Source organism: Alcanivorax sp. (genome assembly GCF_040119285.1).
GTDB lineage: Bacteria > Pseudomonadota > Gammaproteobacteria > Pseudomonadales > Alcanivoracaceae > Alcanivorax.
Genome location: NZ_JBEDTY010000003.1, coordinates 33,953 through 53,111, shown reverse-complemented (window position 1 = coordinate 53,111; position 19,159 = coordinate 33,953). Strand labels below are relative to the sequence as shown.

The following is a 19,159-nucleotide window of genomic DNA, read 5'->3' as shown; positions in this document are numbered from 1 at the left end:
TTCTCATGGTTTGGCCCCTTACTGAAACAGCATGGTGGCACTGCCGAGTACGGCGGCGCAGGCCGCTTTGGTGGCGGTGGCAGTGCGCACCACGCAATCGCTGCTGCACTGGGTGAGGTTGGTATCAAACAGCAGGTTCTCCAGCTCGCTTTCTACGCCGTTGCGGTCCGGTTGGCTGGCCTGGCCGTTGCCGACCATGCGATCAAACAGCGGCGAAATGACCCAGTCTTTCCAGTTCTGCTGGCTAAAAGTGTCGGCGCCGAGGTTATAGTTCATGTCAACGAACAACGGCTCAATACTGACGTCGCTGTTGCGTTCGGCCTCCACTAGCGCATTGCAGTACTCAATCGCCAGTTGGGCTACCCCCACTTGATGAGCGGTGAGGAAGGCTTCGATGTTTTCTTCGCTGGGCAACTGGGCGCGCAGCCGCAGGTAGGTTTCCGGCACCTCGCCGTAACCTTCCGGTACGCCGGTTAGGTGGCTCATGGTTGCGTTGATTTCGGCAAAGTTGCGCAGGCCGGGCAACGGCTGCTCGCCGTACTGGTTCGGCGTCAGTGGCAGGGGCTGCGGGTCCGTGTGCACATTGGTATGGCTGCCCAGACGTTCGAAGGTGAGGAAGAATTCATCGTTTTCCTGGCCCTGTTCTACCGGCAGTAGCGTGCCCAAGCGAGAGAGTGTTTCGCCTTGCTCGCTGTAACCATCCCCGCCAATCAGTGTGTCTACCATGGCAAAGGACTGGGCCACATCCGGTACCCGGCCATTCACACCGAGGCGTAGGCCTTGCAGGGCCACCTCGGCTTCCACTATCTGCTGCTCCAGGTTGATAAAGTAGGGGGCGGCGAACAGGTAGCTGTAATTATCGAAGCGAGACACTTCGAACACTAGGTAGGCGCCGGGCTGGTCAATCAGGTGGCCGATGTAAAACGGCAGGAAGTAGCGTTCACCGACACCGGCAGCAAAGTTGGTGCGAATGCGTTCCCCGGTAAGTGCCCGGTTATGAATGGCGGCAAAGCGGATCACGCCTTCCCAGGGCCGATCGCTGGAGGCTTCGTTGCCGAGCACCAGGGCAAAGGTGTCATCCCAGGTATTGAGCAGTCCCGGGGTGACCGGATCGGTGGTGTCATTACGTTCACCATTGATGTAGATCCGCCGGCCGTTTACGGGGTCAAAAGTCACCGCCACATGTTGCAGGCTAGCCTGTAGCGGATCGTTGGCGGTGGCCAGTAGCGGTTCGCCGTTGCTGTCGGTAGCTTCGCCAATGCGCTGGTAGGTGACGTAGTTGCTGCCGCCCTGTGCCAAGGTCAGGTTACGCGCCATGGTGCCAGCGGAGTAGCTGATGATGTGAGCGTCGCCCTGACCGGTGCTGGCGGGCACCAGCCACGCTTCCAGGGTCAGTTCTCCGGTGGCGGCAATCAGATCGGTGAGTTTCTTGCTGGCTTGGGTGCTGCCCTGGGCCTTGCCGCCGTTGAGTCGAATGCCCCAACCGCCTTCCCAAGCCACATCACCGCTGAATTGCAGGTGGATGGCCGGATCGACGCCGGAAGAATCGTAGGCGATGAGCCCTTCCCCGGTCTTAAACTCATAGCGGGCCACTACGTTGCTTTCGTAGCGTCCGCCGCCTGCGGCCAGGGTGCCTTCGTCCACGGTTAGTGCCTTGCTCAGCACAAGATCGTCATCGGGGGCGGTGGCAGTAATGTTGTTGGCCATGTCATGAATGGCGTCTTCCATATCGTCAGCATCATCGCTGCAACTGTCGCTCCAACAGTTATGGTTATCTTCGCGCAGGCGCTCCACCAAGCGGCTGAGTTCCGGCTGATTCAGGTCAATTTTACTTTGCGCAGCACTGTAGGCTTCGTCTACGTCATTGGCCGCTAGATAGGGGGCCTGGGCAGTGGTTGCATCGCTTTGGTGACATTCGCTGCAATGCGGTTCCAGCAGCGGGTAGACAGTGGTTTCGAACAGCCCACTGTCCACCGGGAAATTCTTGCTGTCACCTGGATCGTACAGTGGTGGTGTATTCAGTTCGGTGGTGCCGCCGCCCAGCCCCACGGTTTCTCCTGCCCAGGCGCTGATCCAGGTACTGATCTGGTCCGCGCAGATCTGTGGATCGGCTTCCCAGCAATTATGGTTACCGGCCACTTTCTGCACCATGCGCGATGCCGCTGGCTGATTGAGATTGATCAGCGGGTTGGCGGCGGCGTAGGCCGCGTTGATATCACCGGTTTGCACGAAATCGGGTTGCTGGTTGCGGTGGCAGGCGCCGCAACGTTGTTCGCTCACCAGGTTATTCCAGATATAAATCTTGAAAGCGGAGGTGTCGGCGTTGCGGGGGGCGGGGCCGGTATAATTGACACCGCTATCGCTGTCGCTGGTATCTACGTTGGAGTGAGTATCTGCACCGCTGCCACTGCCACCACAACCGCTAAGCAAGGTGAAAAGCAGACCGGCTAGCAGGGCGGGAATGCGGCAGTCCGTTCGCTGGAAGTTGGTCATCCGTTACTCCCCCATGCAGTAAGTGGCCGCATCGGAAAACAGGGTTTTCACGCGGTAGTTATCGTTCTTGAAGTGATTCGTCATGTTGACCAGTTCGGCGGTGTCTGCGTTGTCGGCGGGTTTACGCAGGCAGACGGTCTGGAACACTTTTTCTGCCTGGCAGGTGGCGAACACTTCGCTGTGAGCCAGCTCCTTGCCCATGCTGGCGGCCCCTTCCCCGCTGCCGGGTAGACTCAAGTCCCAGCCCAGATTGGCGTTGGGCCCCTTGCGCCAGTAGTTATCCCAACGGTTATCCGGGGTAATGTAGCCCCAAGGGAAGTTGTTACTGTTGATCAGATATTTGCCCTGCACCCGGCTGCCGGTGTTGGGATCATTACTGTTGTTATAGACCATGCGGCCGCCATTCCCTTCTTGGTCGCCTTCCCAGTCGTAATACGCAAAGGCTTGGGCGAGCGGGTCCATGCCGCTGTGACAGCCGATGCAGCTGTTGCGGAAAATGCGACTGTCGCCACCGGGGCTGCGGCTGATGTCTTGACGGATACGGTCGGACGGGCGGGTGGTGTCCTTGACCTGTTCCAGATCGCGGCACATGTGATTCATCATGGTAAAACGCAGCATGGCCCGGTTGGTGCCGGCATAAAAGAAGGCGTTGGCGGCAGCGCGGGTGGTCAGCACGCCGGCCACGGCTTCGGCGGGAGTGCCGTATTGGCTGGCCTGGCTGCTTTCGGTGAGTGCCGTGCTCAGGTCCGCATGCTGATTTTCCAGTGCCACGTAGTGGGCATTGCTGCTGGGGGAGGCCGCTGGGCTGGCGCTGCCCACGTAGAGCAGGTCGCTGTAGAGAATGCGGCGGAAATCAATCTCATCACGGACGACGCCGATGATAGTGGCGGTGTAGTCATTGAGCGGTGCGAACACATCTTGGGCTTCGTTGGTCCAGGGGGTGGCGAACTGCTTGATGGTGACGTTGTAGAAGGCCGGGTTCTCCATGGCCAGCTCGGCGGCTTCATCCGCTTTGTTGCTCTCAATCAGAGCGGTCATATCGCTCAATGTCGCCGCATCGGCAGGTACGCCGGCCAGCCGATTGTGGATGCGCTGTGCCTGATCCCGGCTATTGGCCGTGGCAGTGGTGGGTACCACGATGGCGAGTGCGATCAGTATGATCCCCCGGTAGCCTTTCATGGGCTTGATCCTTGTTGTTCTCTTATGAGCACCGTAACGACAAGATGATTGCCGGTAGTGGTAATGGTATTACCGTTGAACAGATTCCCCGTATCCCATTCGTATTCTCTATGACATTCTGCGCCACTCTCTGTGAAGTGGTGCCCAGAAATATAAGAAGATATTCGTGACACTGACGTAAATATAAGAAATACGGATGATCGGGTGAAAATAACAATGCGTATTGGGGGGTTGGCTCTGCTGGCAGTGCTTGCGGGCTGCGGGGGGCTGGATGACAGTGAGCAGAGTCAGGATCCGACAGTCACCGCGATTCCGGTGGCCTATGTGCAACGCATACCTCCTCCAGCTGAGATGGGCGAGAGGACACTGGAGGATCCGGCGGGTTTCCAAGCGGGCGCTCGGCTGATGGTCCGCGACAGTGCCTCCGCCCGAGCCAAGGCGCGGGATGTGACTACGGCGCGGCTGGGCGATGGTCATGACATTCGTGATATCAGCGTTAGCCCGGATGGCGCGCGGCTGCTATTTGCTGCCCGTGCACCGGAAATCGAGGGTGCAGATGACGACGAACAGCCCACGTGGAACCTGTGGGAATATGCGTTTTCGTCTCAATCCCTTCACCGTCTGATCAGCAGTAACCTGCTGGCGGAAGAAGGCCAGGATCGTTATCCCGCCTACCTGCCAGATGGCCGCATCGTGTTTTCTTCCACTCGCCAGCGGCAGGCCCGGGCACGCTTGCTGGATGAAGGGAAGCCTCAGTTTTACCCCCTCGAAGAAGGCCGTGACGTGAGCGCTTTTGCGCTGCATGTGATGCAGCCGGATGGCTCCGATATCGAGCAGATCACCTTTAACATGAGTCACGATGTGGCACCGTTGGTGAAAGCAGACGGCCGGGTGGTCTTTTTGCGCTGGGATAACAAGGACAATGAAGACCGCTTCGATCTTTATCGGGTCAATCCGGATGGAACGTCACTGACGCCGCTTTATGGTGCGGAGAGCCATGCGCTTACCGGCAATGCCCGTCGCGAGTTTTTGCCTTTATCTTTCATGGATGATGGGCGTCTGCTCACTGCCATCCGTTTGCGTGAGGCCGCTGCCGGGCAAATGGAGCCCGTGGCTATCGATATCGATAATTTCGTTAACCGCGAGGGGCCCTTGTTTGGCCGCGTGGCGGGGCAGGCGGAAGAGGCGTTGCCGGGGCCGGGCACCACCCTTACCGGCAATGTTTCGGTGACCGGACGGTTGGCGGACCTGGTCAGCCTGAAGGATGGCACTGGGCGTTACCTGATGGCCTGGTCACCCTGTCGCTTGCAGGACGGGGCGTTATTGCGCCCCTGTACCGACGAATACCTGCAGCGGGGCTTGCCGGAGGCCGAGCCGGCTTTCGGCCTGTGGATTCTGAATCCAGCAGAAGGAACGCAGCGGCCGGTGGTTCAGCCTCAGCAGGGGCTGTGGGTGACTGAGCTCGCGGTGGCCACGCCCAGTAGCATGGCGGCGGTAGTGCCGACAGCCGACCGGGATGAGGATCTCGCCGACGCTAATATGGCGCGAATCGATATCCGCAGCGTTTACGACCTGGATGGTGGCTTTTCCAGTTACATGAACCCTGGGCTACCGGGCGTCAATTCCATTGCCGATTTCAGTGATCCGGCCCAGGTGACGCCTGCGCAGCGGCGGGTGCGGTTTTTGCGTATCACTAAAGGCGTGCTGATTCCCAATCAAGACGTTCGTGATATCAGTGGCGCCCAGTTTGGCCGTTCGGCCAGCTTCGGCATGCGCGAAATTGTCGGCTATGTGCCAGTAGAGCCAGACGGTTCCGTGCGTGCCAGGGTGCCGGCGGATGCCCCTCTGGGCCTGCAATTAGTGGATGCAGACGGCAAGTCCGTATTAAGCCGCCATGGGGCTTGGCTGAACTTGCGTCCGGGTGAAACCTTGCAATGCCAGGGGTGCCATCGGAACAATAGTCCTCTGCCCCATGGCCGCACTGATGGCATGGCGCCATCGATTAATGAGGGCGCGCCAGTTACCGGGCAGCCCTTCCCCAACAGCCGGGCAGATGTGGTGCCGTTTGCCGATGCCGGTGAAACTATGGCCCAGGCTCTGGCCCGTTTTCTGCCCGAAAGTGAATGGCCGGCTACCAACATGCAGGCATTTGATGCCTGGAGCGATCCGGGACCGGATCCAGCGGATGAACTACTGCTCAGTTATGCTGATCTGGAGACTCTGGCGCCCGCAACCGCAGCCTGCCAGACTCAGTGGCAGCCGGAATGCCGCACCGTGATACATTACGAAGACCATATCCAGCCCATTTGGGATTTACCCCGGATGCAAGAGGTTGGAGGCGTTATGGAAGACCATACGTGCTCTTTATGCCATAGCCGCCGTGATGCCATGAACGCGCTGCAAGTCCCGCCGGCTCAGCTGGAGCTCACTGGCGATGCTTCTCCGAATCAGCCAGAGCAGCCAACTAGCTACCGGGAGTTGTTATTCAATGACAACGAATTGGTGCTCGAAGAGGGTGCTTTAGTGGAGAACTTAGTGATTGTTACCGATGGCGACGGTAATGTGGTTTATCAAATAGATGAAGACGGTGAGTTGATTCTGGATAACAATGACAATCCAGTGCCGGTTATGGAGACAGTAGCGGTAGCCGCGACCCTTCGAGCCGGACAGGCACGTAACTCTAATGCCTTCTTTGATCGGTTTGAAACCGGTAATGTACATGAGGGCTGGCTGAGTGCGGCAGAACAGCGTTTGCTGGCTGAATGGATAGATCTGGGGGCGCAATTGTATAACGACCCCTTCCGGGTACCGGAAAACTGAGCGGGGTTTCCCCGTACGCTGAAATGTATTGGAAAGGAGACGCACCCGGTGCGCCTTGTTGTAATCCTATTATCACTGATTTCGGTCCTGCCTGCGTGGGCGGAGCCCAAGGCTGAACCCAAATCGGACGCCGCCCCGGTGCGTGTCAAAGTGGCGGAACCATTTGTGGAAATCCACACTGGCCCTGGTCGCGGTTATCCGGTGTTTCACGTTGTGGAGCGCGATGCCCCACTGACTCTGGAGTACCGCCGAGCCGGCTGGATCAAAGTCAGCACCGTGCGTGGTCGTGTCGGTTGGGTGCCACGGGCCGCGTTGCTTGCCACCCTAGATGGTAGCGAACAAACTCCGGGAATGAAGAACCTGGGCCAGGAAGGATTTCAGTCAGGTCACTGGCAGGCGTCAGTATTGATGGGTGAGCTGGATCAGGTAACCTCATTAGCGGTTGCGTTGGGCTATCGTCTGACAGAAAACTTGTCCGCGGAAGCCATGTTCACCCAGGCCAGCGGCTACTTCGCGAACAACAAATTGATCGATATTAATTTGCAGCACGAGATGTTCCCGCGTTGGCGGGTCTCTCCCTATGTCATGCTGGGTACCGGGCGGGCCAAAATTGAGCCTCGGGCCACGGTAGTGACACCGGAAAATCGTGATGAGGATTTTTCCTTTGCCGGAGCTGGCCTGAAAGCCTACCTCTCGCGGGGTTTTGTTCTCCGCGGCGAATACCGTAGCTATGTGCTGTTTACCCAAGAAGACGACAACCGGAATTTAGAAGAATGGAAACTCGGTTTCTCTGTATTGTTTTAACGACTTCCCTGTTGTTGCCACTGCAAAGCCTGGCGGCGGAACAGGGCAGTGATAATAATAGTGGCGATAGTAAGGCTTCCGTCCGTGATGCGGATGCGGAATCTATTCTCGATCCGAATATTGAGCGCCGCCATATCAAAGAGGCGGATATTGACGCGGAAAATTTCGAGATTGGACTCTACACTGGGGTCCTTTCCATTGAGGATTTCGGCAGTGATCTGCTGGTGGGCCTGAGGTTGGATTACCACCTGTCTGAAGATGTGTTCCTGGAAGGTAGTCTGGCGCGTTCCGAAGCAGGGGATACAAGCTTTGAAACGCTGAATGCGGGAGTGCAGCTGCTCACGGATGACGAGCGTGAATATACTTACTATCAGGTGGGTGTGGGCTATAACGTGCTGCCAGGTGAAGCCTTCCTGACGGAAAACCGCGCCTATAATAATGCGCTGTATTTGATGGGGGGTGCGGGCATGACCGATTTTGCGGGGGATGAGCATTTCACGTTGAGTATGGGGGTGGGGTACCGTTTGTTGATTAATGACTGGATGGCGGTGCGCGTGGACATGAAAGATCATATCTTCAGTCTGGATGTGTTAGGCGAAAACAAAACCACTCACAACCTGGAACTGACCGCGGGTATTGGGGTGTTTTTCTAATTGTGCTGTTTTGAACTCAAGTAATATAGCGAGAACAAGAAATAGTTCGGCACGAAAAGGCCATAAAAAAAGCAAGCAAATAAAGTGAGGGGGAAGCGCAATGAAAAAATGCCTAGCAGGTTTGCTGTGTGGAGCGCTATGTATATTTGGCTTGGGGGTGAACGCAGACGTGACTGGCCCGGCGCCGGACTTTACCCTGAAATCCAGCAGTGGTGAAAACATCAAGCTCAGTGAGTTGAGGGGCACGGTGGTGTTGCTGAACTTCTGGGCGTCGTGGTGCGGACCTTGCCGTACAGAAATGCCCTTGCTGGATGCGTTATACCGTGAATATAGGGACTATGGCTTTACCATTCTCGGTGTAAACTTGGACGAAAATCGTGCTCAGGCCAATCTGCTGTTGGATAAAATTCCCGTGAGTTTCCCTGTCTTGTTTGATCCGACCAACAGCACCAGCGAGACCTACCAAGTGGATGCTATGCCAACCACGGTGCTGATTGATCGCAACGGTGAGGTGCGTTACCACCATCGCGGCTACAAAGACGGGTATATGGACCACTATCGGACCGAAGTGAAGGAACTGGTGCTCGAATAATGCGAAACACGGTGCTGATATTTCTGCTGATCGCCGTCGCCCTGAGCAGTGGCTGCTCATCGGTTAAACCTTGGCTTAAGCCCTACGAACGTGCCCGGCTGGCCGACCCGGTGATGAACCCGGCGGCCAATCCGGCGGGGGATAACTATATGCACCATGTGCATCAGGCCCGTGAAGCCATGCGAGGAGCAGAAGGCAGTGCCGGTGGAGGTTGTGGATGCAACTGATGTGGGCTCTGCGTGCGGTTACACTATGGCTGTTGGCTGCCAGTTCGGTAGCGGCGGTCTTACCGGAAGATCGCCTGGACATATTGCATCATCGCTATGATGGCGGCGGCATGGATATCAAGGGCCCCTCGGTGCTGGTGCGTAAATCGTTTGCCGATAGAGTGTCGGTGCGAGCCAACTATTATGTAGACAAGGTGTCGGCGGCCTCCATTGATGTGGTGACTAGCGCCAGCTCGTATTCGGAGGAGCGCACAGAGAAAAGTATTGGCGTGGATTATCTGGCGGGCAAAGCGATTTACTCATTGAGTTACGGTAACAGCGAGGAAAGTGATTTCGAAGCGAACTCGGTGCATTTTGACATGAGTCAGGATTTTTTCGGTGACCTGACCACCCTGAGTTTAGGGTATTCAAAAGGATGGGATGAAATATTCCGCACCGATGACAATAGCTTCGCTGAAGAGGCGGATCGTCAGCATTTTCGTATCGGGTTGAGCCAAGTGTTGACAAAAAACCTGATCGGCAGCATCACCCATGAATTGATTACCGATGAGGGTTATCTGAATAATCCCTACCGGTCTGTGCGCTACCTGACCTCGGCTAACAGCTACAGTTTTGAACCGGAACGCTACCCCAATACCCGTACCAGTGAAGCCACCGCGATCCGGTTGTCTTATTATCTGCCGTGGCGCGCCGGATTGCACGGTGAGTACCGGACGTATAACGATTCCTGGGATGTTGATGCTACTAGCTGGCAGCTTCAGTTGATTCAACCCATCGGCCAGCGCTGGACCGTGCAAACCCGCTACCGAAGTTATCAGCAGAGCGATGCGGATTTTTATGCAGATCTGTTCCCGTTTCAGAACTCCCGAAACTTCCTGGCCCGGGATAAGGAGTTGAGTGAATTTTCTTCCACGGTGATTGGTGTGGGGGTGGGCTTCCAGTTCAGTAAACCCAATTGGGGTGCTATTGATAAGGCCGGTTTGCACCTATGGGTCGACAATTTTAATTTCGACTACGATAACTTCCGCGATATCCGGGTGCAGACTACGCCGGGCACCGAGCCGCTGTACAGCTTTGACGCCACGGTAACGCGACTGCTGTTTACGCTCTGGTATTAAGCGCGAGCCCCAAGCCACACCTCGGGCCTGTACACCGGGGCCACCGAAAAACTCTCTTGGTCACGCTGCCAACCACCGCGCGCTTTCAAGAGAGCTTCCTGTGGTTTAATTGAAGCTTGGGGCTGTTTCTATAGCGAATCCGTCAACAGGATCCCGAAGCTGTACCGGTTTTCATAATCGTCGTAGTTGATCAGTGAATCCCCGTAGCCTGAGAAAACTTGCACCAGCCCTTTGAAGCGTTTGCTTAGCGGGAATGAGTAATTGATTCGGCCCGCCCCTTTGTTATCCGAGCGCAAGTTGTTGCGCAACATCAGCGCGATGACTTGATTGCCGAACGGGTGGGCGACTTCCAGCTCGAAATTGCCCATGTATTTCTCCATGTCCGGGTTATCGTCGCCGCGCGCATCCGTGGGGTCATCTTTTTCATCTTCGGGTAGGCGATACCAAGGTTTTAAAGACCAGTAATAGTCCCCTGTCTTGAACACATAGTTCATGAAGATACGATTCCAGCTACGGGAAACAGGGACATCCTCACCATTGGATTGGTGGTTTAAACCGAGAGTCAGCAACTCTGAATCCAATGGGCCGATTTGCCAATCGATAGGTTTAGTTATGAACAGTTCCGGTTCGTAATTAACTTCACGGAAGGGGGCAGAGAGGTCACTGTTATAGGCCTGCCAATAGAATGTGCCGGTAAAGGCCATCCAAAGGGTAATGTCATCGAAGATCTTTTCTTTGATAGGGGCTTTCAACGATAACTGGAACTTCACCTCGGAGGGCTGTAGGTCACTGTCGTTTTTAGTGGGGTCGTTCCACTGTCGATTAGACCAGTAACTATAAGGTAACAGGTAATTGCGGCGATGGGGGGTGATGACAAAAGGATTCCCCTGGGTGGTGTTTTCCAGCGCCAGCCTAGCGCGCAGTGCATTTTCCTGGGCGCTGATCTTCTTCCGCTCTTCACCATTGGTGCACCAGCCGCGCATTTCCGTCAATGTCACCCCGCCGTTAGCCGTCTGAGCACCACGCAGCAGGCAGTTATTGAGCTTTTGGTCTTCTGTCATGTTGGAGGGGGCGCGGTCAGGCACTGGCACGTCGTGGCTGGCGGGTTCTTCTGCGCAGAGCGTGGAGCTGGCTAGTGCCAGGGCGAAAACAAGCCGTTTATGCATGTGGGCCTTCCTGTGGCGAGGTGTTTTAGGTGGCGATCAGTTACAGCGATTGGGCTTCGCTATCACTCATGGAGCGAGCTTGCTCTTCCAGCATGACGGGTATGCCATCGCGCACCGGATAGGCTAAGCCGCTGGCTTTGCACTTTAACTCTGCGGTTTTTTCATCGTAGATCAACGGTGCTTTGCTGACCGGGCAGACCAAAATATCCAGTAGATTGGGATCAAGCATTTTCACCACTCCTAAACGGTAATGTCGCGAGTATACCGAAACCTCGGCGGGTTGAATGCCTATCGCAAGCAGACCGATGCTTTTTTACGATTTCCTGGTAATTGTCTTTGAAAACAGGGCGGTTAGCGGGCAAACATTAGTTTCAAACGCTTGTTTGACTTGCGGGTCACAAATAGGGGTGGAGACGTGCCGGAAGCCTGACCTAAGATTAGCCCACTTAAAAGAGTGGCGAGCCACGGCCCGCCTCATTGTTACCGGTAATTTAAGGGAGATTTGAGATGCCGGATTACAAGGCTCCCCTGCGCGACATGCGCTTTGTACTGAATGAAGTGCTCGACCTGGATGGCCACTACGCCAGCCTGGGTTTGGACGATATCAATAGCGAACTGCTGAATGCTTTCCTGGAAGAAGGCGCCAAGTTTTCTGAAAACGAACTGGCTCCTCTAAACCGTTCCGGTGATGAGGAAGGCTGTGGTTTCGAAAATGGTGTGGTGACCACGCCGAAAGGCTTTAAAGAAGCCTACGTCAAATACGTAGAGGGTGGCTGGCCGGCCATGGGTGGCGATCCTGAGTTCGGGGGCCAAGGCCTGCCGGGTTCTGCCGGTATCGCGATATCAGAAATGACCGGTTCTGCCAACTGGTCCTGGAGCATGTACCCGGGCCTGTCCCATGGTGCGGTTGCCACCATTGAAGAACACGGCACTGAAGAGCAGAAACAAGGGTACTTGCCCAAGCTAACCAGTGGTGAGTGGACCGGCACTATGTGTCTGACTGAGCCTAGCTGTGGTTCTGACCTAGGCATTCTCAAAACCAAGGCCGAGCCTAACGACGACGGATCCTACAGCATCACCGGCACCAAGATCTTCATCTCCGCCGGTGAGCATGACATGGCTGAGAACATCATCCATATCGTCCTGGCTCGCCTGCCGGGTGCTCCGAAAGGCACCAAGGGCATTTCCCTGTTCATCGTGCCCAAGTTCATGACTGACGGTAACGGCAGCGTGGGTGAGCGCAATGCGGTGACCTGTGGTTCCATCGAACACAAGATGGGTATTAAGGCTTCTGCTACCTGTGTAATGAACTTCGACGGTGCGACTGGTTACCTGATCGGTCCGGAGAACAAAGGTTTGAACTGCATGTTCACCTTCATGAACTTCGCTCGCCTGGGTACTGCTATTCAAGGTGTTGCGCACGCTGAAATTGGTTTCCAGGGCGGGCTGACCTACGCCAAGGAACGTTTGGCCATGCGTAGTCTGTCTGGACCTAAGAACCCGGAAGGCCCGGCTGACCCGATCATCGTTCACCCAGATGTGCGTCGCATGCTGCTGACCTCCAAGGCATTCGCCGAAGGTGGCCGTGCACTGGTTTACCTGTGTGCCCAGCTGGGCGACAAGGTGAAGCTGGAGAAGGACGACGCGGCACGTAAAGAAGCCGACGAACTGATGGCGCTGCTGACACCGATCGCCAAAGCGTTTGTGACCGAAACAGGCCTGGAAGCTGCTAACCACGGTGTGCAGATCTACGGTGGTCACGGCTTTATTCGTGAGTGGGGCATGGAGCAGAACGTTCGTGATGCCCGTATCTCTACTCTGTACGAAGGCACCACCGGTATTCAGGCGCTGGATTTGTTGGGCCGTAAGGTGTTGATGACCCAGGGCCAGGCCCTGCGTAACTTCACCAAGATTGTGCACCAGTTCTGTGAAGCCAATGGTGAGAATGGCGACCTTAAAGAATTTGTTGAGCCGCTGGCCGGCTACAACAAGGAATGGGGCGAGCTGACTCAAGCCATCGGCATGCAGGCCATGCAGAATCCGGAATACGTGGGCGCCGCCTCGGTGGATTACCTGATGTACTCTGGTTACGTGACGCTGGCCTATCTGTGGGCGCGCATGGCATCTGTCGCGCAAGCCCAGCTAGATGCTGGTGCTGGTGATGAGGACTTCTACAAAGCCAAGATCAGTACTGCGCGTTTCTACTTCAAGCGCATCCTGCCGCGCGTGGCTGGCCATAAAGGCGCTATCGAAGGTGGTTTGGACTGCATGATGGACCTGGATGCCGAGCACTTCGCATTCTAAGTCTCTCCTGCTGATAAAAAACCCGCCTTTATGGCGGGTTTTTTTTGGCTGCTTGACCGCTGGTTGAGGCAGAGAGCATGCCGTAGGGTGCGTTGGGTTTAGTTTCAATCTCACTGTGGCCCTTCTTCGGCGCTGATGGGATTGATGCGAAGGAAGACGGACGTTTTCCTGTAAATCGTGTGCTTACTATTATCCTGGGTATAGTCATGCTCAAGGGAGTATTCAACGTGGCCGTGTCGAAACAGTGTCATAAGGTGGCTGCAGGTCATATCTGGCCTGGGTCTTTTGCAGCGAGCTCTCGCTGTATGCATGCTGTTGTGACATTTCAGGAGTGTGCGCAATGCTTAAAATCATTGCCTGGCGGTTGCTGGCAATATCGTCCGTGGTGCTTGGGGGGATTGGTGTAGTCATCCCTGGTTTGCCCACGGTGCCCTTTTTGTTACTGGCCGCCTGGGCAGGGACTCACGGTTGGCCCCGGCTGGAGGCCTGGCTGCTGGGGCACCCTAAATATGGCCCCAGTATCCGTGAATGGCGAGAGCATGGCGCGGTGTCGCGTCGGGCCAAAATAGCGGCGTCTGTAATGATGTTGCTTAGTGTGATGATGATTGCGATTTCTGCGGCCCATGTGGCGTTAAAGCTGGGTGTTCCAGCAATATTGATGGTGACTGCCGCGTGGCTTTGGACTCGCCCGGAGCCTGAAGCTAAGCAGGGACAACCTGAGGACAGGCGGGCCGGCCGATAGCGCCCGTCCGCCTGTTTGGTGGTGCTGAAAAAAAGCGCTTACACCACTCCCTGGGCGAGCATGGCATCCGCCACTTTGACGAATCCGGCGATATTTGCCCCCCGAACATAATCGGTGGTGCCGTCTACGGTTCCGTACTCAATGCAGGAATGGTGAATGCGCTGCATTATCGAATGCAGTCGCTCGTCTACCTCTCCGGAAGACCAGTTTAATCGTAAGCTGTTCTGGCTCATTTCCAGCCCTGATACCGAGACCCCGCCTGCATTGGCGGCTTTGCCGGGTGCAAATAATATGTGGGCATCGCGGAAGATGTCCATGGCTTCCAGGGTGCATGGCATGTTTGCCCCTTCTGCAACAACCTGACAATTATTTTTGATCAGGGTGCGGGCGTTGCCCCCGTCAAGCTCATTTTGGGTGGCTGCATGGCAGCGCAATATCACAGGGGATGTGCCAGGGGCGCTGGCTCTCCAGGTATTCAGCATTCAAATCTTGAATCGCTTCGCTGAGGCGCGCTCCGGGCTTATTTTTCAGCTCGCTAATATGAAGAAGATCGTCGTCGGTCATTCCCTGTGGGAAAAACAGGGTGCCGCTGGAATCGGAAAGAGTCAGCACCTTGCCGCCTAGTTCGAGTACTTTCCTGGCGGCAAACTGGGCGACATTGCCAGAACCGGAGATCACGGTTTTTTTCCCTTCCAGTCCGCTATGGCGGGTTTTCATCATTTCTTCAACGAAATAAACGCAGCCATAGCCGGTGGCTTCCGGGCGAATTCGTGAGCCGCCGAAGGCAAAGCCTTTTCCGGTAAAGGTGCCTGTGAATTCGTTGGAGAGCTTTTTGTACATGCCAAACATATAGCCCACTTCCCGAGCACCGACCCCGATATCGCCGGCAGGAATATCCAGATTGGGACCAATATGGCGATAGAGTTCGGTAATAAACGCTTGGCAAAAACGCATAATTTCACCGTCGGACTTGTCTTTGGGGTCAAAGTCCGCGCCCCCTTTACCTGAACCCATAGGCAGGGAGGTTAGCGAGTTTTTAAAGGTTTGCTCGAAGGCGAGAAACTTCAGGATGTCCAGATTAACCGATGGATGAAAGCGTAGCCCGCCTTTGTAGGGGCCGATGGCGCTGTTCATCTGTACCCGATATCCACGATTGACATGGACCTGACCGTTATCATCCTGCCAGGCGATTCTAAATTGAATCACCCGCTCGGGCTCAACAAGCCTTTCCAACAACCCCATGGACCGATACGTAGGGTTTTCTTCCAGAAAAGGCCAGAGTGAGCGAAATACCTCTTCGCTTACTTGGTGGAAAGCGCTCTGTTCCGGGTCGCGCTGTTTTATATACTGAAGAAAGTCCTGTAGCCCTGATGACATAAGGGGGTCCTGATATTCGAGGATGAAATAGCATCAATTTGGTGCTTAATAGTGCACCAAATTGATGCTTCCCGGGAGTCTTGTGTCTATTTATAGAAGCGGGCGCCATCGCTTCAAAGCGTCACGATTGCGCCTCTGAAGGTGGAAGGGGGCGGCAGCAAGGGCAATAAACAGGCAAAATACGCGATATGAACGCTGGGTCACAAATAAGCCTGTCACCTGGCCGCAGGGCTGCCTAAAATTCGCACCCTGCCAACTTTCGGGAGACGTGCAAATGGCGACCTATAAAGCCCCCCTTGAGGACATGCGTTTTGTTCTCAACGATGTGTTCAAAGCGGATCAACTCTGGGCCTCCATGCCAGCCACTGCAGAGGTGACTCAGGATTTGTCCGATGCCATTCTGGAAGAAGCGGGCAAGATGACCGAAGGCCTGCTGTTCCCGCTGAATCGTAACAGCGATGAGCAGGGCTGCACTTGGAGCGATGGGGCGGTGACTACCCCGGAGGGTTTCAAGGATGCCTTCAAGACCTTTGCCGAGAACGGTTGGAGCGCATTTTCCGGAAACCCGGATTTCGGTGGCCAGGGGATGCCCAAGTCACTGGCCGTGCTGTTTGAAGAAATGATGCACAGCGCTTGTTCTTCCTTTGCCTTGTATCCGGCGCTAACCAGTGGCGCTTGCCTGGCGGTTGACGCTCACGCCACCAAAGAGCTCAAGTCGCAGTACCTCCCCAAGCTTTATAGCGGTGAGTGGAGCGGCACCATGTGCCTGACCGAGCCGCATTCCGGGACGGACTTGGGCATTTTGCGGACCAAGGCTGTGCCTAACGATGATGGCTCGTTCAATATTACCGGCACCAAGATCTTTATCACCGGCGGGGAACATGACCTGACCGGCAACCATATCCATCTGGTGCTGGCCAAGCTGCCGGATGCGCCAGCGGGTTCCAAAGGGATCTCCCTGTTCCTGGTGCCCAAGTTTCTGCCTGATGCGGAGAACAATCCGGGTGAAGCCAACGGTGTCACCTGTGGTTCCATCGAACATAAGATGGGAATCAAGGGCTCTGCCACCTGCGTCATGAACTTCGACGATGCCAAAGGCTGGATTATCGGTGAGCTGAACCAGGGGCTGGCGTGCATGTTCACTATGATGAACTACGAGCGACTGTCCATCGGGTTACAGGGCTTGGGGTTGGGTGAAGTTAGCTACCAGAGTGCTGCGGAATATGCGCGAGAGCGCCTACAAGGTCGCAGTGCCACTGGTGCGAAAAACCCGCAAGGACCGGCGGATCCGATCATTGTGCACGGTGATGTGCGTCGCATGCTGATGAACATGCGCGCCCTCAATGAAGGAGGCCGCGCGCTGGCAGCCTATGTGGGCATGCAGCTGGATACCTCCAAGTTCAGCGAAGACGCGGACGCCAAGAAGAAAGCGGAAGATCGGGTGGCGCTACTGACGCCGGTCGCTAAGGCTTTCTTTACTGATCGTGGCCTGGACACCACCATTACCGGGCAGCAGGTATTTGGGGGCCACGGTTATATTCGTGAATGGGGTATGGAGCAGTTTGTTCGCGATTGCCGTATTTCCCAGATATACGAAGGCACTAACGGTATTCAAGCGCTGGACCTGGCTGGCCGTAAAGTGGTCCGCAACGGTGGTAAATCCGTGGATGCTTTCCTGGCCGATGCCCAGGCTTGGGTGGATGCTAATGCCGATAACGCACAGCTAGCCGCAGTAAAAGACGACCTGCAAGCGGCTTTGGTATTGCTGAAATCTTCCACCGATACACTGCTGGCCCAGGCCGGCAACAACCCGGATGCGATCAGCGCCGCTGCAGTGGAATACCTGGATATCTTTGGTTATGTGCTCTACGCATGGCTGTGGGCGCAGATGGTGGCGGCCACCGATGGCCGTGATGATGACTTCGCTAAAGCCAAACGTATCACCGGCCAGTACTACTTCCAGCGTGTACTGCCAAAGGCCGAATCACTGGCAGCCCAGCTGAATAGCGGTGCGGATGCCATGATGAGCCTGGACGCGGAACAATTCTGAATAAAGAGCTGAACGTGTAAACGAGGGAGCGATTGTCCCACACCGAAGATCAAGAGGCCGCGCCCCAACATAGGGCGCGGCTTTTTGCGTTTAAGCTGTTGTGTACGTTAGTGGCGTTTCAACGTTGAACGGTTTCTATGGGAACTGCATGTTCAGCGGTGAGCTGCCCCGCACGCTTTGTGCGCGGTCGGGTTCATCAATGAAAGGGTTTCGGTTGCCCTGCTGCTGTTCGATGACATTGTTACGTCGGCGCTCCTCTTCCGTAACCGGATCTTCCCGATTCCAGCGTTGATACATTTCTAAGGTCCCAAGCAAAGGGAGCTCGTAGCGCTCGTGGAGATAGAGCATGGCCCTTGCCACATCGCCTTTGGCGCTTGCCGGGGGTTCGAACACTTGGAAGGATTGCTTGTAGCCACACTTTTCATTTTTAGTCGAGGTGTCGGGTAAATCGCCAAACAGGGTGCGGCGGCGATCCAGTTCCGCGCGGCGGGTGACGGGGAAAAGGGCGTGGCTGTCTTTGCGAATATCAGCGAACTGTGGATTGTTTTCGCAAAGGCGGCTGCTTCTGCAACCAAAGTGCTGCGCAAGACGGCGCTTATCGTAAATTTGCTCTACGGAAATGCGATCAGCGGGCTGGAATGATTCTTTACAGTAAAGGGTAGAGCCGCCATTGGCGTAAATTTGCTTGAGGAATAGGGTGTCCATTCCGCCGGCATAGCTGGCTGCCACGGGCAAAAAAACTGCCAGCAGCGCCAGTGTGGGTTTATACATATTGTGAATCCTGTCACGTTTCCAGTGATGCCATCTTAGCCCCCAAGGCCAGGGTGACGGATGTCTACAATGTATACCGGACGAACAGGGGGGTGCCAATGGCGGGATTAGCGGCTGTCCAACAAAAGCGTCACACAACTACGAATATGTGCGGTGATCGCTGTTTCATCGGGAAGCTGGCTGGGAAGCAACAGGGCGCAGAGTTGAAAGTCGGCCTTGACCATCCCGAAAAACTGCCGGGCGGCATGACTGCTAGGGCTGGGGCCGGGGAGTTGTCCGCGGTCGTGAAGGCACTGGAGGTAAAGCTGTAATTGTTCCTGTAAAAATTGAGGCCCGGCCGCATATACCGTTTCTCCGAGCTCCGCAAAGGCGGCCCCTTCTGCAATCAGCAAGCGGTACAATTCCAGGTTAACCGGATCCGTCAATGCGTTGACGAAAGCGTGCCCCAACAGCTCAAGTCCTTCCCTGGCAGGCAGGTCGTCCACCTCTAGGCTGCGAATATCGTGAACCATCTTGTGAGCGTGATGAGTGATGATCGCGCTGAACAGTCCTCTTTTGTCACCAAAATATTCATACAGGCTGCGGCGTGAGCCGCCTGCTTCAGCAATGATCATGTCCAGTGTCGTGCGTGCGTAACCGTGCTGCAGGAAGGTATGTGTAGCGGCATCAAGTAAGGCTTGGCGCCGTCGTTGGCCGCGTGCGGTGATCTGCTGAGTCATGAATAAGTCCTGTGCTGTTACCCAATGGTATTGAGCAGGACACTTTTCGGCAATGACGTGACGCGCCACTAAACAGTCCGTAGCGGCAAGAAGAATGGCCCAAATGGGATTAGCGGGACGAAAATAAGGTTGATTTATAAATAA

15 protein-coding genes and 1 pseudogene are annotated in these 19,159 nt (G+C 55.6%); 9 read left to right on the top strand and 7 right to left on the bottom strand.

All coding sequences use genetic code 11. The features are described from left to right. Positions 1–18: 18 nt before the first annotated feature. On the bottom strand, positions 19–2,493 hold the full coding sequence (locus ABNH10_RS00745; protein ID WP_349384300.1) for a LamG domain-containing protein: 2,475 nt from the start codon (positions 2,491–2,493) through the stop codon (positions 19–21). 3 nt (positions 2,494–2,496) lie between these two features. Continuing rightward, positions 2,497–3,672, bottom strand: a complete 1,176-nt coding sequence (locus ABNH10_RS00740) for a hypothetical protein (RefSeq protein ID WP_349384299.1) — start codon at positions 3,670–3,672, stop codon at positions 2,497–2,499. 204 nt (positions 3,673–3,876) lie between these two features. Here ABNH10_RS00740 and ABNH10_RS00735 point away from each other — a divergent pair, with 204 nt between their 5' ends. From ABNH10_RS00735 to ABNH10_RS00710, 6 genes are all read left to right on the top strand, one after another. Next, positions 3,877–6,492 carry an HzsA-related protein gene (locus tag ABNH10_RS00735; protein WP_349384298.1) on the top strand — a complete coding sequence of 872 codons (2,616 nt, stop codon included), beginning with the start codon at positions 3,877–3,879 and terminating at the stop codon, positions 6,490–6,492. A gap of 150 nt (positions 6,493–6,642) precedes the next feature. After that, the gene (locus ABNH10_RS00730) at positions 6,643–7,296 is read left to right on the top strand and encodes an outer membrane beta-barrel protein (RefSeq protein ID WP_349384297.1); all 654 of its coding nucleotides are present in this window, start codon (positions 6,643–6,645) and stop codon (positions 7,294–7,296) included. Then, on the top strand, positions 7,266–7,949 hold the full coding sequence (locus ABNH10_RS00725; protein WP_349384296.1) for an outer membrane beta-barrel domain-containing protein: 684 nt from the start codon (positions 7,266–7,268) through the stop codon (positions 7,947–7,949). The genes ABNH10_RS00730 and ABNH10_RS00725 overlap by 31 nt, the downstream gene beginning before the upstream one ends. Before the next feature lie 100 nt (positions 7,950–8,049). Next, positions 8,050–8,541 carry a TlpA disulfide reductase family protein gene (locus ABNH10_RS00720; RefSeq protein WP_349384295.1) on the top strand — a complete coding sequence of 164 codons (492 nt, stop codon included), beginning with the start codon at positions 8,050–8,052 and terminating at the stop codon, positions 8,539–8,541. Then, entirely contained in the window at positions 8,541–8,768 is a 228-nt protein-coding gene (locus tag ABNH10_RS00715; protein ID WP_349384294.1) for a DUF4266 domain-containing protein, read from the top strand. The genes ABNH10_RS00720 and ABNH10_RS00715 overlap by 1 nt, the downstream gene beginning before the upstream one ends. Beyond that, complete coding sequence (locus tag ABNH10_RS00710; RefSeq protein WP_349384293.1) at positions 8,759–9,886, top strand: DUF3570 domain-containing protein; 1,128 nt, start codon at positions 8,759–8,761, stop codon at positions 9,884–9,886. The genes ABNH10_RS00715 and ABNH10_RS00710 overlap by 10 nt, the downstream gene beginning before the upstream one ends. A gap of 128 nt (positions 9,887–10,014) precedes the next feature. On the opposite strand, the gene ABNH10_RS00705 is transcribed toward ABNH10_RS00710, so the two are convergent. Then, positions 10,015–11,052, bottom strand: coding sequence for a phospholipase A (locus ABNH10_RS00705; protein ID WP_349384292.1), 1,038 nt, complete (start codon positions 11,050–11,052; stop codon positions 10,015–10,017). Between the two features lie 40 nt (positions 11,053–11,092). Then, positions 11,093–11,281, bottom strand: a complete 189-nt coding sequence (locus ABNH10_RS00700) for a Trm112 family protein (RefSeq protein ID WP_349384291.1) — start codon at positions 11,279–11,281, stop codon at positions 11,093–11,095. 278 nt (positions 11,282–11,559) lie between these two features. Here ABNH10_RS00700 and ABNH10_RS00695 point away from each other — a divergent pair, with 278 nt between their 5' ends. Together ABNH10_RS00695 and ABNH10_RS00690 are read left to right on the top strand one after the other, a co-directional pair. After that, on the top strand, positions 11,560–13,356 hold the full coding sequence (locus tag ABNH10_RS00695) for an acyl-CoA dehydrogenase C-terminal domain-containing protein (protein WP_349384290.1): 1,797 nt from the start codon (positions 11,560–11,562) through the stop codon (positions 13,354–13,356). A gap of 340 nt (positions 13,357–13,696) precedes the next feature. Continuing rightward, the gene (locus ABNH10_RS00690) at positions 13,697–14,098 is read left to right on the top strand and encodes a YbaN family protein (protein WP_349384289.1); all 402 of its coding nucleotides are present in this window, start codon (positions 13,697–13,699) and stop codon (positions 14,096–14,098) included. Between the two features lie 38 nt (positions 14,099–14,136). Here ABNH10_RS00690 and gdhA read toward each other — a convergent pair. After that, a pseudogene (gene gdhA, locus ABNH10_RS00685) lies at positions 14,137–15,475 on the bottom strand (NADP-specific glutamate dehydrogenase). A 274-nt stretch (positions 15,476–15,749) separates the two neighbouring features. Here gdhA and ABNH10_RS00680 point away from each other — a divergent pair. Further along, positions 15,750–17,525: an acyl-CoA dehydrogenase C-terminal domain-containing protein gene (locus ABNH10_RS00680; protein ID WP_349384288.1), complete on the top strand. Its 1,776-nt coding sequence runs from the start codon at positions 15,750–15,752 to the stop codon at positions 17,523–17,525. Between the two features lie 135 nt (positions 17,526–17,660). Here the strand turns inward: ABNH10_RS00680 and ABNH10_RS00675 are convergent, their stop codons facing one another. Both ABNH10_RS00675 and ABNH10_RS00670 read right to left on the bottom strand, forming a co-directional pair. After that, positions 17,661–18,296: an endonuclease gene (locus tag ABNH10_RS00675; RefSeq protein ID WP_349384287.1), complete on the bottom strand. Its 636-nt coding sequence runs from the start codon at positions 18,294–18,296 to the stop codon at positions 17,661–17,663. A gap of 107 nt (positions 18,297–18,403) precedes the next feature. Next, positions 18,404–19,015 (bottom strand): TetR/AcrR family transcriptional regulator, encoded by a 612-nt coding sequence (locus ABNH10_RS00670; RefSeq protein WP_349384286.1) that lies wholly within the window; start codon positions 19,013–19,015, stop codon positions 18,404–18,406. Between the last annotated feature and the right edge of the window lie 144 nt (positions 19,016–19,159).

Coding starts and splice junctions, on each gene's coding strand:
- ABNH10_RS00695 (WP_349384290.1), top strand. CDS start 11,560: ATGCCGGATTACAAGGCTCCCCTGCGCGACATGCGCTTTGTACTGAAT.
- ABNH10_RS00715 (WP_349384294.1), top strand. CDS start 8,541: ATGCGAAACACGGTGCTGATATTTCTGCTGATCGCCGTCGCCCTGAGC.
- ABNH10_RS00670 (WP_349384286.1), bottom strand. CDS start 19,015: ATGACTCAGCAGATCACCGCACGCGGCCAACGACGGCGCCAAGCCTTA.
- ABNH10_RS00725 (WP_349384296.1), top strand. CDS start 7,266: ATGGAAACTCGGTTTCTCTGTATTGTTTTAACGACTTCCCTGTTGTTG.
- ABNH10_RS00740 (WP_349384299.1), bottom strand. CDS start 3,672: ATGAAAGGCTACCGGGGGATCATACTGATCGCACTCGCCATCGTGGTA.
- ABNH10_RS00710 (WP_349384293.1), top strand. CDS start 8,759: ATGCAACTGATGTGGGCTCTGCGTGCGGTTACACTATGGCTGTTGGCT.
- ABNH10_RS00700 (WP_349384291.1), bottom strand. CDS start 11,281: ATGCTTGATCCCAATCTACTGGATATTTTGGTCTGCCCGGTCAGCAAA.
- ABNH10_RS00680 (WP_349384288.1), top strand. CDS start 15,750: ATGGCGACCTATAAAGCCCCCCTTGAGGACATGCGTTTTGTTCTCAAC.
- ABNH10_RS00690 (WP_349384289.1), top strand. CDS start 13,697: ATGCTTAAAATCATTGCCTGGCGGTTGCTGGCAATATCGTCCGTGGTG.
- ABNH10_RS00675 (WP_349384287.1), bottom strand. CDS start 18,296: ATGTATAAACCCACACTGGCGCTGCTGGCAGTTTTTTTGCCCGTGGCA.
- ABNH10_RS00720 (WP_349384295.1), top strand. CDS start 8,050: ATGAAAAAATGCCTAGCAGGTTTGCTGTGTGGAGCGCTATGTATATTT.
- ABNH10_RS00745 (WP_349384300.1), bottom strand. CDS start 2,493: ATGACCAACTTCCAGCGAACGGACTGCCGCATTCCCGCCCTGCTAGCC.
- ABNH10_RS00705 (WP_349384292.1), bottom strand. CDS start 11,052: ATGCATAAACGGCTTGTTTTCGCCCTGGCACTAGCCAGCTCCACGCTC.